At 74.2% G+C, this 12,280-nt stretch carries 13 protein-coding genes; 7 read left to right on the top strand and 6 right to left on the bottom strand.

The window, feature by feature from the left end; translation table 11 throughout:
* Positions 1 to 2: 2 nt before the first annotated feature.
* From OG599_RS26460 to OG599_RS26435, 6 genes are read left to right on the top strand one after another with little or no spacing between them, the layout of a single operon-like run.
* Positions 3 to 1,088 (top strand): transketolase family protein, encoded by a 1,086-nt coding sequence (locus tag OG599_RS26460; RefSeq protein WP_327178457.1) that lies wholly within the window; start codon positions 3 to 5, stop codon positions 1,086 to 1,088.
* Positions 1,085 to 1,264: a lysine biosynthesis protein LysW gene (locus tag OG599_RS26455; protein ID WP_327178456.1), complete on the top strand. Its 180-nt coding sequence runs from the start codon at positions 1,085 to 1,087 to the stop codon at positions 1,262 to 1,264. Before OG599_RS26460 ends, OG599_RS26455 begins: the two co-directional genes overlap by 4 nt.
* Positions 1,261 to 2,154 carry a lysine biosynthesis protein LysX gene (gene lysX, locus OG599_RS26450; RefSeq protein WP_327178455.1) on the top strand — a complete coding sequence of 298 codons (894 nt, stop codon included), beginning with the start codon at positions 1,261 to 1,263 and terminating at the stop codon, positions 2,152 to 2,154. Before OG599_RS26455 ends, lysX begins: the two co-directional genes overlap by 4 nt.
* Entirely contained in the window at positions 2,151 to 3,173 is a 1,023-nt protein-coding gene (argC, locus tag OG599_RS26445) for an N-acetyl-gamma-glutamyl-phosphate reductase (protein ID WP_327178454.1), read from the top strand. Before lysX ends, argC begins: the two co-directional genes overlap by 4 nt.
* Complete coding sequence (locus tag OG599_RS26440) at positions 3,094 to 4,119, top strand: [LysW]-aminoadipate kinase (protein ID WP_327178453.1); 1,026 nt, start codon at positions 3,094 to 3,096, stop codon at positions 4,117 to 4,119. The genes argC and OG599_RS26440 overlap by 80 nt, the downstream gene beginning before the upstream one ends.
* Positions 4,116 to 5,207: a M20/M25/M40 family metallo-hydrolase gene (locus OG599_RS26435; RefSeq protein ID WP_327178452.1), complete on the top strand. Its 1,092-nt coding sequence runs from the start codon at positions 4,116 to 4,118 to the stop codon at positions 5,205 to 5,207. The genes OG599_RS26440 and OG599_RS26435 overlap by 4 nt, the downstream gene beginning before the upstream one ends.
* Positions 5,208 to 5,377: 170 nt before the next feature.
* Here the strand turns inward: OG599_RS26435 and OG599_RS26430 are convergent, their stop codons facing one another.
* From OG599_RS26430 to OG599_RS26415, 4 genes are all read right to left on the bottom strand, one after another.
* On the bottom strand, positions 5,378 to 6,259 hold the full coding sequence (locus OG599_RS26430; protein ID WP_327178451.1) for an AfsR/SARP family transcriptional regulator: 882 nt from the start codon (positions 6,257 to 6,259) through the stop codon (positions 5,378 to 5,380).
* Positions 6,260 to 6,506: 247 nt separating this feature from the next.
* Positions 6,507 to 6,977 carry a cupin domain-containing protein gene (locus OG599_RS26425; RefSeq protein WP_327178450.1) on the bottom strand — a complete coding sequence of 157 codons (471 nt, stop codon included), beginning with the start codon at positions 6,975 to 6,977 and terminating at the stop codon, positions 6,507 to 6,509.
* Positions 6,978 to 7,091: 114 nt separating this feature from the next.
* On the bottom strand, positions 7,092 to 8,534 hold the full coding sequence (locus OG599_RS26420; protein WP_327178449.1) for an MFS transporter: 1,443 nt from the start codon (positions 8,532 to 8,534) through the stop codon (positions 7,092 to 7,094).
* A gap of 102 nt (positions 8,535 to 8,636) precedes the next feature.
* Positions 8,637 to 9,101, bottom strand: a complete 465-nt coding sequence (locus OG599_RS26415; protein ID WP_327178448.1) for a DUF3291 domain-containing protein — start codon at positions 9,099 to 9,101, stop codon at positions 8,637 to 8,639.
* A gap of 128 nt (positions 9,102 to 9,229) precedes the next feature.
* On the opposite strand from OG599_RS26415, the gene OG599_RS26410 reads away from it, so the two are divergent.
* Positions 9,230 to 9,946: a MerR family transcriptional regulator gene (locus tag OG599_RS26410; protein WP_327178447.1), complete on the top strand. Its 717-nt coding sequence runs from the start codon at positions 9,230 to 9,232 to the stop codon at positions 9,944 to 9,946.
* A gap of 78 nt (positions 9,947 to 10,024) precedes the next feature.
* Here OG599_RS26410 and OG599_RS26405 read toward each other — a convergent pair whose 3' ends face one another.
* Together OG599_RS26405 and OG599_RS26400 are read right to left on the bottom strand one after the other, a co-directional pair.
* Positions 10,025 to 11,326 (bottom strand): NAD(P)/FAD-dependent oxidoreductase, encoded by a 1,302-nt coding sequence (locus OG599_RS26405; RefSeq protein WP_327178446.1) that lies wholly within the window; start codon positions 11,324 to 11,326, stop codon positions 10,025 to 10,027.
* Positions 11,327 to 11,388: 62 nt separating this feature from the next.
* On the bottom strand, positions 11,389 to 12,273 hold the full coding sequence (locus OG599_RS26400) for a 4'-phosphopantetheinyl transferase family protein (RefSeq protein ID WP_327178445.1): 885 nt from the start codon (positions 12,271 to 12,273) through the stop codon (positions 11,389 to 11,391).
* Between the last annotated feature and the right edge of the window lie 7 nt (positions 12,274 to 12,280).

The raw sequence follows: 12,280 nt of genomic DNA, 5'->3' as shown, positions 1-12,280 counted from the left end.
GCGTGCCGGTACCGGCCACCCCCGCCCCCGCCTCCGCGCAGGACGCCGTGGCCGCCCACGCGCCGTCGTGGGACGGCTCGGACCGTACCGCCTACCGGATCACGCTGCTGGAACTCGCCCTGTCCGACGGGCGGATCTGGTGCCTGGACTCCGACATGGGCGGCCTGGAGAAGTCGTTCCAGGCGGCGCTGCCCGACCGGTACGTGGACCTGGGCATAGCCGAGGCGAACATGGTGTCGGTCGCGGCGGGCCTGGCGGCGACCGGCGTACGGCCGTTCGTCAACACCATGGCCGCGTTCGCCTCCGCGCGGGCCCTGGAGCAGGTGAAGACGGACATCGCCTATCCCGGTCTGCCGGTACGGATCGTCGCCACCCACTCCGGGTTGTCCGCCGGGCACCTGGGGCCGACCCACCACGCCACGCAGGACTTCGCGGCGCTGCGGACGCTGCCCGGGATGACGGTGATGACGCCCGCCGACGCCGACGAGACGGTACGGATGGTGCGGGCGGCGGCCGACCTGCCGGGACCGGTGTACATCCGGCTGGGCCGGGCGGCGACGGAGTCGGTGGGCGGTCCGGCGGAGTTCACCGTCGGGCGGGCGCGGCGGCTGCGGGAGGGCGGGGACGTGACGATCGTCGCGGCCGGCTCCCTCCCGGTGCTCTTCGCGCTGCAAGCCGCCCGGTCGCTGGCCGCCGAGGGCGTCCGGGCCGCCGTCCTGGACATGCACACGATCAAGCCGTTGGACGTGGCGGCGCTGGTGGAGGCGGCCCGCGCCGGCGCCGGCCTCGTCACGGTCGAGGACCACTCGGTGCTCGGCGGACTCGGCGGCGCCGTCGCCGAGACGCTCTCCGCGCACGCTCCGGCGCGGGTGGTGGCGTTGGGGGTCCCCGACGTGTTCGCCACCCGGCCGGGCGGGCACCGGGAGCAGCTGGCCGGCGCCGGCGTCACCGCCGAGGCCGTGCACCGCGCAGCGCGGGCCGTCGTCGACGGCCGCCCCTACGACCGCCATCCGCACCACCCGCACCATCACCAGCACGACCCGCACCATGCCCCGCACCACCCGACCGAAGAGGAGAACGTGTCATGACCACCGCCGTCACCAGCGCCTGCCCCGAGTGCGCGCAGAGCGTCCCCGCGCCCGCCGACGTCCGCGTCGCGTCCATCGTCGTCTGCCCGTCCTGCTCCGTGGAGCTGGAAGTCATCATCGCGAGCCCGGTCGAGTACGCGCTCGCGCCGGAGATCGAAGAAGACTTCGGGGAGTGACCGTGCAGACGAGTGCGTCACCGGACGGCACCCTCGCCGTCCTCACCACGCGGATCCGGCTGGAGGAACGGCTGATCCTGGAGGCCCTGGAACACCGGGGCGTGCCGCACGAGTCCGTGGATGACCGCACCCTGGTCCGCGACCTCGCGTCGCGGACCGGGGTGCGCCACCGCGGCGTGCTGAACCGGATCATGTCCCACACCCGCAGCCTCTACGCCGCCCGCCTGTACGAGTCGGCGGGGCACACGGTGTTCAACACCGCCGACGTCATCGACGTGTGCGGCGACAAGCTCCGTACCTCCCTCGCCCTCGTCGACGCCGGTGTCCCCACCCCTCGTACCGTCGTCGCCCTCACCCCCGACGCCGCCCTGCGCGCCGTCGAGGAGATCGGGTACCCGGCAGTGCTCAAACCGCTCGTCGGGTCGTGGGGGCGGCTGCTGTCGAAGGTCAACGACCGCGACGCCGCCGAGACCGTCATCGAACACCGGCAGTCCTTGCGCTCCCCCCAGCACTCGGTGTTCTACGTCCAGGAGTTCATCGACGCGCCCGGCCGGGACATCCGCGCGCTGGTGCTGGGCGACCGGGTCGTGGCGGCGGTGTACCGCACCTCCGACCACTGGATCACCAACACCGCGCGGGGCGCCTCCACCCAGGTGTGCGAGGTGACGCCGGAGCTGGCGAAGCTCGCCCTCGCTGCGGCGGAGGCGGTCGGCGGCGGCATGCTCGCCGTCGACCTCATCGAACGCCGCGACGGCGAGGTGCTGGTGACGGAGGTCAACCACACGATGGAGTTCCACGGCCTGATGGCCGCGACCGGTCTGGACGTCGCGGGCCTCGTCGTCGACCACGTCCTGGACGCCCTGCGCGACGAGGAGGTGACGGCGGCGTGAAAGCCACCGTGGTCGGCGCCGGCGGCTACATCGGCGGCGAACTGCTCCGACTGCTGCTGGGACACCCCCACCTGGAGCTGGCGCAGGCCACCTCCACCCGGCTGCGCGGCCGCCCCCTCCACGCCGCGCACCCCAACCTGCGCGGGGCCAGCGCACCGGCGTTCATCGCCTCGGAGGACGCCACCGAGTCCGACGTGGTGTTCCTCGCCGTGCCCCACGGCGCGTCGGCGGAGGCGGTGGAGCGCTGGTCGGCACTGGCGCCCACCGTCATCGACCTCAGCGCCGACCACCGCGTCCACGACGACGCCCTCCGCGCACGCCACTACCCGAAATCCACCGCCACCCGGGAGTGGCTGGACCGCTTCCAGCCGGGCGTACCGGAGTTGTACCGGGAACGGCTGCGCGGCGCCTCGCACATCGCGGTGGCCGGGTGCATGGCCGGGGCGGGCATCCTGGCCCTGCACCCGCTGGCCGCCGCCGGTCTGGTGGCGGGGCCGGCACTGGTGGACGCCCGTACCGGCTCCAGCGGCGGCGGCCGGGTGCCCGACGAGGGCAGCCACCATCCGGAGCGGGCGGGCGCGCTGCGCATGGCGAAACCGCACGGGCACCGGCACACCGCGGAGATCGAGCAGGCCTGCGGGGTGCCGGTACGGATGACGGTCACCGCCGTCGACGCCGTCCGGGGCATCCAGGTGGCGGTGCACATCACCCCGTCCCGGCCCGTCACCGAGCGGGAGGTGTGGGCGCTGTACCGCGACGCCTACGGTGGCGAGCCTTTCGTACGACTGGTGCGGGAGCGGTCCGCGCTGCGCCGCATGCCCGACCCGAAGATCCTCAGCGGGACGAACTTCTGCGACATCGGCCTCTCCCTCAACTCCGAGGGGGACCACCTGATCGTGGTGGCGGCCATGGACAACCTGGTGAAAGGTGGTGCCGGCAATGCCGTCCAGTGCGTCAACATCGCCGCCGGACTCGAGGAGTCGGCGGGACTTTCCTTCGCCGGGCTCCACCCGGCCTGAGCGGATCGTCGTCAAGCTCGGAGGTTCCCTGCAGGAGCGGATCGGCGACGCCGGCGCCGACATCGCCCGCCTGAGCGCCGCCGGGCACCACGTGGTCGTGGTGCACGGCGGGGGCGCCGAGGCGGACCGGCTCGCCGCCGAACTCGGGCGGCCCACACGGCGGATGACCGCCCCCGGCGGCCGGCAGAGCCGCTACACCGACGGCCCCGCCCTCGACGTGCTCGCCATGGCGATGCTGGGCCGCGTCAAGCCGACGCTGCTGGCGGCGCTCAGCGGCTCGGGGCTGTGGCCGGTGGGGCTCTCGGGACTGGACGGGACGCTCGTCACCGCGCAACGCAACCCGCCGGCGCGGGCGGTGGTGGACGGGGTGGAATGCGTGGTGCGCGACGACCACTCCGGCCGCATCGGCGAGGTCGACCCGGCGCTGCTGCTGACGCTGCTCGGCGGCGGGTTCACCCCGGTCGTCTCCCCGCCGGCGCTGGACGCGGCGGAGGGCATGGTCAACGTCGACGCCGACCGGCTCGCCGCCCGCCTGGCCGTCGCGGTGGGGGCCGACTGGCTCATCCTGCTGTCGGACGTCCCCGGACTGCTGCGCGACGGCACGGACGCGACCAGTGTCGTGGAGCGGCTGCCGCACGACGAGTTGGACGCCCACCTGCCGATGGCGTCGGGGCGGATGCGGGTGAAGGTCCGCAGCGCCGCCGAGGCGTTCGCCGGCGGGGTGCCGCACGTGGTGATCGGTGACGGGCGGCTGGAGTCGCCCGTGACCGCGGCACGCGCGGGCGCGGGCACGACGTTCGTCGCCGGTGCGCGCCCCGCGCCGGCCGGGCGGAAGACGCGCGGGAGGGCCACGGCCCCCTCGTCGTCCACCGGGTCCGCGCGATCGTCCGCGCGGACCTCCGCACGGGGCGGGGCCGCGGCCGCCGTCCCGGGGTCGGCCCGATGAGCGCCGCTCCGGCCGAGCGTGCCGAGACGCTGCTGCGGCGCATGGTGGAGATCCCCTCCCCCTCCGGCTCCGAACAGGACCTTTCCGCTTACCTGGAGCGGGAGTTGACGGAGTGGGGGTTTCGCACCCGGCGGGACGGCGTGGGGAACGTCCTGGCGGAGAGAGGACCCGCCGACGGGCCCGTCATCATGCTGGTCGGCCACATGGACACCGTCCCCGACCCGGTGCCGGTACGGCGGGAGGGGGACCTGCTCTACGGGCGGGGCACCGTCGACGCCAAGGGGCCGCTGGCGACGATGGTGTGCGCCGCCGCGAGCGCGCGGACGGGACCGGTGCGGATCGTGGTCGCCGGGGTCGTGGAGGAGGAGACGTTCGGCCGTGGTGCCACCCACCTCGCGCTCGGGCCCCGGCCGGACGCGTTGATCGTCGGTGAGCCCAACGGGTGGGCCGGTGTGGGCATCGGCTACAAGGGCCGGGTGGTGGTGCGCTACGAGGTACGGCGCCCCGCGGTGCACACCGCGTCACCGGAGGAGAAGGCGTCGGAGGCGGCGGTCGCGTTCCACCGGGCGGTGGTCGGCTACTGCGAGGAGCACGTCACCGGGCCGCGCGCCTTCGACCAGCCGCTGACGACGCTGCTGCACGTGGAAGGCACCATCGAGCACGCCCGGCTGACGCTGGCCGTACGCACCCCGCCCGGCTTCGACCTGCCGCGCTTCGAGGCGTTCCTCACCGAGGCGGCCCGGGACGCGCGGCTGTGGATCGACGACCGCACCCCGGCGGTGCGCGTGGACCACCGGGGTGCGGCCGTGCGGGCGCTGTGCGCCGGCATCCGCGCCCAGGGGGGTCGCCCCACGTTGAAGCTGAAGACGGGGACGGCGGACCTGAACATCCTGGAGCCCGCCTGGGGTTGTCCGGCGGCGGTGTACGGGCCCGGGGACTCCGCGCTGGACCACACCGACCACGAGCACATCGACCTGCGCGAGTACGCCACCGCGATCGAGGTACTCCGGCACGGCCTGGAGGCACTGGCGGCGGAGCTCGCCGCCAGTGCCGCACCGGAGGCGGAGGCGGTGGTGGCGGGCCGGTGAACCGGGACCGACCGGCGCCCCCGCCGTCCGGACACTCCGGGCGGCGGGGGCGGCGGTCGGGGTCAGTGGCCGTACGGGGCACCTCGCGCGCGGGGTGCCCCGTACGGCCCGTGCCGCCGCAGGCCCTGTCCGGCCGGTCCCGTCGGGTGTGCGGCGCCCGACACGCGTGGTCAGACGTTCACCGGGTGCCCGTCGATGATCCGCTGGTGCAGGTCCTGGAGACGGGCGCACGGGTCGAGGCCGACGTGGCTGACGAGGGCGGCGCGCCCGGCACGGTAGGTGGCGAGGGCGTCGGCACGCCGGTCGGAGAGGTACAGCGCCGTCATCAGGCGGCCCCGCAGCTGTTCCCGCAGGGGGTGTTCGTCGACCAGGAGGCTGAGCTCACCGACGAGCTCCCGGTGGCGTCCCAGGCCGAGTTCGGCGTCGAAGCACTCCTCCAGCAGCGTCAGGCGGCGCTCCGCCCAGTACGCGGCGACGGGTGCCAGGCCCCGGCTGGTGAGGCCGGCGAGAGGTTCGCCGCGGAAGAGGGCCAGGGCGGCGCGGTAGTGCTCGACGGCGCCCTCCAGGTCACCGGCGGCCCGGCCCCGCTCTCGGTGTCTCTCGAACTGGCGGGTGTCCAGGCCGTCGTCGGACACCCGCAGCAGGTAGCCCCCGCGGACGGTCTCTATGAGGTCGGGGGGACCGCCGGCCTCCGTCCACGCCTTGCGCAGGCGCCACACACACGTCTGGATCTGCTTGTCGGCGGTTGCGGGCGGTGTGCCGCCCCATACCGCGTCCACCAGCCGGCTGACCGGGACGACCCGGTCGGCCTCCGTCAGCAGCACGGCCAGAACCGTCAGCTGGCGGCTCTCGGGAAGGTGTACGTCACGGCCGTCGACGCGCACGCGCAGGGGCCCGAGGAGGGCGAAGGACACCTCGGGGACGCGCCGCCCGCTCAGGCGGGGAACGGGTGCGGTGGCGGTGGCGGTGGCGGTGGCGGTGGCGGTGGCGGTGGCGGTGAACTGGTTGCGGGAGGTGCGGGGGGTGGTGCCGGAGGAAGGTGCCAGACGCATGGGATTCTCCGGTTCTGCAGAGGGTCGGGCCCACGGCGGGTCCGTCCGGCGTGGGTTGGCGCGACAGAGCGGGAAGCGGCGGATGCGGAGGCGGTGCGGCCCTGGGCGGGACGGGCGGCGGAGACCCCGTCCGGTGGGACCGCCACGGGGTGCGGCCCCGTGGCGGTGGGACCGGGCGGGGGCGACGTCGCGGGGGAGGTCGGTCGTCCTCGCGGTCGGTCGTCCTCGCCGTCGGTCGTCCTCGCCGTCAGTCGTCCTCGCCGTCCTGCGGCATCTTGAAGACGGAGAGGTAACGCAGCGGCGTGCGGGCCTGGAAATGGCTGTGGTGCGATCCGACGGCGGCGGCGAACACGTCCCCGGTGGTCATCGTCACGCCCTGGTTCACGCAGGTGCCCTCGATGACGTAGAGGAACTCGGTGTGGGCGTGGACGTGCGGGTCGGTGACGTACCCGGGCTCCGCCTCGACCAGGGCCATGAGGTAGCCGTCGGCCCGGGCGGTGAGGCGGGCACGGGCCTTGCCGTCGGAACCCCAGGGGACCCACGGCACCGAGTCGTCGACGTGGACGATGGACCAGCCCTCCAGGGAAGGGGTGCCGGGCAGCTGGGCGAGGGGGGCGTCCGACGGGGTGTCCGGCGCGGGGGCGGCCGCGGTGTCCGGCGCGGTGTCCGGTGTCGTGCCGGGGTCGGTGGTCGTCACGGATTCGGAAACGGCGGGCATGGCGCTCCTGGGAGGCGGCCCACACCCCCGGAGGCGCCGGGGCCACCGGGGGCAGGGACCGCTGGGTCGGGGAGGTGGTGCGGGAAGGGAGGGTCGGTGGTGCGGGAAGGAGGGTCAGATGGCGGCCGCGGCGGCGCGCTCGGCGTCGGGGACGCCCTCGCCGGGTGCCGCGTCCGGGGCGGATGTCCGACGCGGGATGCCGAGGGCGCACACCGCGCCGGCCAGCACCACCCCGACGCCCACCCACACCGCCGGGTGCAGGCCGTCGACGAACGCCTGCGGCGACGCGGCGGAGCCGGAGCCGGCGAACACGGTGCTCAGCACGGCGATGCCCAGCGCCCCGCCGACCTCGCGGACGGTGGTGTTGGCACCCGACGCCTTCCCCACGTGCTGCGGGCCGACCGATCCCATCACCACCGCGGCGGTCGGCGCGAACACGAAGCCCATGCCGATGCCGGCGACGGCCATCGGCGCGACGAGGGTGGCGTACGGGGTGTCGGCGTCGGCGACGAGGTTGATCCAGGCCAGGCCCGCGCCCTGCAGGAACAGCCCCAGCGCCATCAGGCGCCCGCCGCCCACCTTGTTGGTCAGCAGGCCCGCCACGGGGGCGACGAACATCGGCATCAGCGTCCAGGAGAGGGTGCGCACACCGGCCTCCAGCGGGGAGCGCGGCGGGGCGATCTGCAGGTACTGGGCAAGGAGGAACAGCGAACCGAAGACGCCGAAGTACATGGCGGCGGAGACGACGTTGGTGAGGGTGAACGCCCGCACCTTGTAGAACGACAGCGGCAGCATCGGCTGCGGCGTGCGGCGCTCCCACAGCAGGAACACCACCAGCAGGACCACCGCGGCCGCGAAGGAGCCGATGACGGTGGCGGAGGTCCAGCCGTCGGTCTCTCCGTGCACGATGCCCCACACGGCGGCGAACAGCGCGGCGGAGGCCAGCACCATGCCGGGCAGGTCCAGGCTCACCCCGTCCTGGCGGCTCTCCCGCAGCACGAAGCGGATCAGCGGCAGGGCGACGATGCCGACGGGCACGTTCACCCAGAAGATCCACTGCCAGTCGAGCCCCTCGACGACGGCGCCGCCGACGACCGGGCCCAGGGCGACGGCCAGGCCGCTGATCCCCGACCACAGGCCCAGAGCCAGGCCGCGCAACCGGCTGGGCACCGCCTGCGACAGCAGGGTCAGCGACAGCGGCATGACGGCGGCACCGCCGACGCCCTGGACGGCGCGGGCCGCGATCAGCTCACCGCTGGTGTCGGCCAGGCCGCAGAAGACGGACGCGACGGTGAACAGGACGATGCCCAGCATGAACACCCGCCGCCGCCCGAACCGGTCGCCGAGGGCGGCGCCGGTCAGGAGCAGACAGGCGAAGCTCAGCACGTAGGCGTTGACGAACCACTGCAACGCCTGGGTGTCGGCGTTCAGTTCGCCGGCGAGGGTGTGCAGGGCGGTCGAGACGACCAGGTTGTCCAACGCGACCATGAACATCGGAACGCTGCACGCCACGATCGACAGCCACAAGGGCACCGACCGGGGTTCGGGCTTGGTCATGGTGAGGCTCTCCAACGGAACGGTCCACCGCGGGGCGGACGGGTGGGATCGGGCGGGATCGGACGGGGCGGAAACCGGACGGGGCGGGTGCGGGGAGCGGCGTCAGGAAGCGGACGGGCCGGGCTCGCCGGAGGGGCCGGAGCCGGTCTGCCCGGCGTCCTGCGCGTCCTGTTCGGCCATGCGCTGCGCCAGGCGCGCCTTGGCGTCCGCCCAGGTGATGGGGAGTTCGCCGACGGGGACCTCCCAGAAGGTGAAGTCCGAGCGGCGCATGGTGGGCCGCAGCCCGTTCATGATCGACTTGTGGGGTTCGGTCTTCGCGTAGTCGTACAGCAGCTCGCGGCTCTCCCAGGCGGACAGCGTCCAGAAGGTGCGTCGCAGCGGGTCGGCGATGAGGGAGGCGCCGAGGGCCCCCTTCGCGCCACGCACCTGCTTCCAGGCGCTCAGCGAGCGCAGGAAGAACTTCGGCACGTCCTTGAGGGACCGCACTTCCAGGCGGGAGGCCATGACGAGTGCGCCGGTCAGACCGGTGCTCGGAGGGTTCGGGGTGGTCCAGGGGAGGGTGGGCACAGCGGTGCTCCCGACATGGAGGGCCCCGCGCGCGATCCCTCGCGGACCCCGCTCGTGACCTATTGGACAGTGACACTACCCATGATAGACAGTAGGACTATCGAGTGGCCAGAAGGAAGGTGAACATCGTGCGAATCTCCGAACTCAGCAAGCACAGCGGCGTCTCCGTGCCCACGATCAAGTACTACATTCGTGAGGACTTGCTGCCCCCCGGCCGCCTCGTCTCCGCCACCCAGGCCGAGTACGACGATCAGCACCTGCGCCGGCTGCGGCTGTTGCGGGCGCTGATCGGGACGCGCGGTCTGTCCGTGGAGGCCACCCGCCAGGTGCTCCTCGCCCTCGGCGAACGCAGCTCCTCCCCCCACCACGTCCTCGGCCTGGCCCTGGGCGTCATCCGGGTGGGCAGGGAACAGGCCGAGCAGGCGCCGCCGGCACCACCCGCGTCGTCCGGGGACTCCGGGGGCACGGCGGGCTCCGGGGGCACGACGGACTCCGGGACGTCCGGGGACTCGGGGGACACGGACGGCGCCGAGCAGTCCGTCGTCGAGCTGCTGGACGAACTGGGCTGGCACGTCAGCAAGAACGCCCCGGCCCGGGAGGCGCTCGCCGACACCCTCACCGCCCTGCGGCGGTTCGGCGTCGCCGACGACTGGCGCGCGCTTCTCCCGTACGCGCGTCTGGCGGCCGACACCGCCCGCCTCGACCTCAACCAGCTGGACGGGTTGGGCGACCCGCTGGAGATGGCGGAGCGGGCCGTCGTCGTCACGACCCTGCTGGAACCTGCCCTCCTGGCGCTGCGCCGCCTCGCGCAGGAGCACGAGTCGGCGCGGCGCCACGAGTGGTGAGCGGCGCGGGCCCCGGCCCGGGGCCTCTGCGCCACCTCACCCGCTTCCGGGCCCCTGCCCCGCCGCCGGGCCCCGCGCTCAGCCGTCCAGTTCGGCCAGCAGCCGCACCGCGGCCTGCTTGCCCGACGCCCACGCCGCCTCGTGCGAGCCGATCTGGTCCACGCCCAGCTTCGGGGAGTGGAAGTAGGAGCCGGCCAGCTTCACGCGGGTGTTCTCGTTGACCCGGTAGATGTCCTTCTGCAGCTCCCGGACCGCACCGTCGAGGATGGGGTGGGTGTAGCGGAAGCGGGCGATGACCTTCTCCGGGTCCAGCTCGCGCGGGTAGTCGAGGGTGACGAAGTAGTCGCGGCGGGAGGTGAAGTCGTGCAGCTTGTTGAGGTAGTACACGACGTAGGTGCGCGGCGCGCCGTCCACCTCCACCTTGCCGTAGTTCCACGACTCCCAGCGCTCGCGGCCACCGGAGATGACGGAGGTGTCGGTGCTCAGCGCCACGTCGGAGGCGTTGTAGCGGACGGTGGACAGTACGGAGCGCTGGTGGTCGGTGGGGTTGCCCAGCAGGGCCAGTGACTGGTCGGCGTGGGCGGCGAGGATGACGTGGTCGTAGCGCTCGCGGCCCTTGGCGGTGACCACGGTGGCGTGGTCCGCGCCCTGCTCGACGGCGGTCACCGGGTCACCGGTGCGGATCTCCGGGCCGATGGCGGCGATGGCCTTGCGCACGTAGCTGATGGAGCCCCCGCCCACCGTGCGCCAGTCGACGCGGCTGCCGCCCAGGCCGCCCTCGTCGTGGCCCATGAAGAAGGCGATGACGGTGGCGGCCGGCATCTCCCAGATCTGCTCGGCCGGCACCGACCACACCGCGGAGCACAGCAGGATGAGGTAGGAGTGGCGGAACTCGGCGCTGTAGCCGCCCGCGTCGAGGTACTCCTGCATCGGCATCTCCGCGCGCCCGCGCAGGAAGTCGCGGCGGCCCTCGGTGTGGAACCGGCGCACCTCCCGCCACACGGGCAGGAACTCCGGCGTCGCCGCGTACCGGGCGGTGATCTCCTCCTCGGGAAGGTCCAGCTCCCGCGTGCCGTACTCCAGTCCCGAGTCCAGGTCGAAGAAGTTGAAGCCGCCGGGGTGGTCGACCATCTCCACGCCCAGTTCGTCGAAGACCGGCGTCATGGTGGGGTAGGCGAGGCGGTTGAAGACGATGAAGGCGGTGTCCAGGCCCAGGGTGCGGCCGTCGTCCTCGACCTCGACGGTGTTGGCGTGGCCGCCGAGCCGGTCCTCCTTCTCGTAGAGGGTGATGTGGGCGCGCTCGCGCAGGTGGTAGGCGGCGGAGATGCCGGACGGGCCGGCGCCGACGACGGCGATGCGGGGCGTGTGGGGCTGCGACATGGTCTCTCCACGGTCGGGTGCTGCGGGGGCTGACGGACGGGGGGTGGCTCGGGTTGGGTGGCTCAGGTGGTGAGTGGCCCGGGCGGGCGCGCCGGTCCGGGCGTACGGGCGGCGGGGTCCTGGAGGGCCAGCCCCAGGACGTGCCGGGGGCCGGGGCGCATCAGGCGCAGGCGCCAGGTCGCGGCCTCGGCGACGGACAGCCGCGGGTCGTCGACGGTGAGGGTGACGCCGCCTGGGCCGTCGGGGTGGCTCGGGCCGGTGGGGCGGCTCGGGCCGGTGGGGCCGGTGGGGTCATCGGGGGCGGTGGGGTCATCGGGGGCGGTGGGGTCGCCGTCGCGGAACGTGAAGGAGGCCAGGGGGCGGGTCAGGCCGGTGCCGAGCGCCTTGAGGTACGCCTCCTTCAGCACCCACAGCTCCGCCAGCCGCACCGCGCGGGCCTCACCGTCCAGGGCGGCGAGAGCGGCGCGCTCCGCGGGCGCGAGGTGCGGCGGCAGGTGGATCACGGCGTCGGGGCGGGCGGGGACGCTCTCCACGTCCACCCCGCAACCGCCGTGCCGGGTGACGACGCAGGCGAGGAGCCCCTCGGTGTGCGAGACGTTGAACCGCAGCCCGTCGTCCGGGGGCGGCAGCTCGGGACGGCCCCACGGACCGGTGGTGAAGCGCCACCGGTCCGGGGGACGGCCGTCGGCGGCGCTGAGGGCGTGCCGGACGAGCAGGCGCGCGCCGAGGTAGCGGCGGCGCGCCCCCGGCCCCCGCAGGCGCGCCCACCGGGTGCGTTCCGCCTCGCTCAGCGCGCCCGTACCGCCCACCCGGGCGGCGAAGGCGTCCACCGCCGTCTCCGGCAGCAGGTGCAGCGTCGCGGGGCCCGGGGCGAGGTGGTGGACGACCGGGGCGGACCGGGTGCCGGCGTCCGCTGGGAGGAGGTCGGTGGGGCGTGGCGGGGGCACTGGCGGC

Origin of the sequence: Streptomyces sp. NBC_01335 (assembly GCF_035953295.1) — a bacterium.
Taxonomy (GTDB): Bacteria; Actinomycetota; Actinomycetes; order Streptomycetales; family Streptomycetaceae; genus Streptomyces.
The sequence above is the reverse complement of the archived record's forward strand: the minus strand, read 5'-3'. Positions and strand labels throughout refer to the sequence as shown.

Coding starts and splice junctions, on each gene's coding strand:
- OG599_RS26430 (WP_327178451.1), bottom strand. CDS start 6,259: ATGCGTCTGGCACCTTCCTCCGGCACCACCCCCCGCACCTCCCGCAAC.
- OG599_RS26425 (WP_327178450.1), bottom strand. CDS start 6,977: ATGCCCGCCGTTTCCGAATCCGTGACGACCACCGACCCCGGCACGACA.
- OG599_RS26440 (WP_327178453.1), top strand. CDS start 3,094: ATGCCGTCCAGTGCGTCAACATCGCCGCCGGACTCGAGGAGTCGGCGG.
- OG599_RS26455 (WP_327178456.1), top strand. CDS start 1,085: ATGACCACCGCCGTCACCAGCGCCTGCCCCGAGTGCGCGCAGAGCGTC.
- OG599_RS26405 (WP_327178446.1), bottom strand. CDS start 11,326: ATGTCGCAGCCCCACACGCCCCGCATCGCCGTCGTCGGCGCCGGCCCG.
- OG599_RS26435 (WP_327178452.1), top strand. CDS start 4,116: ATGAGCGCCGCTCCGGCCGAGCGTGCCGAGACGCTGCTGCGGCGCATG.
- OG599_RS26420 (WP_327178449.1), bottom strand. CDS start 8,534: ATGACCAAGCCCGAACCCCGGTCGGTGCCCTTGTGGCTGTCGATCGTG.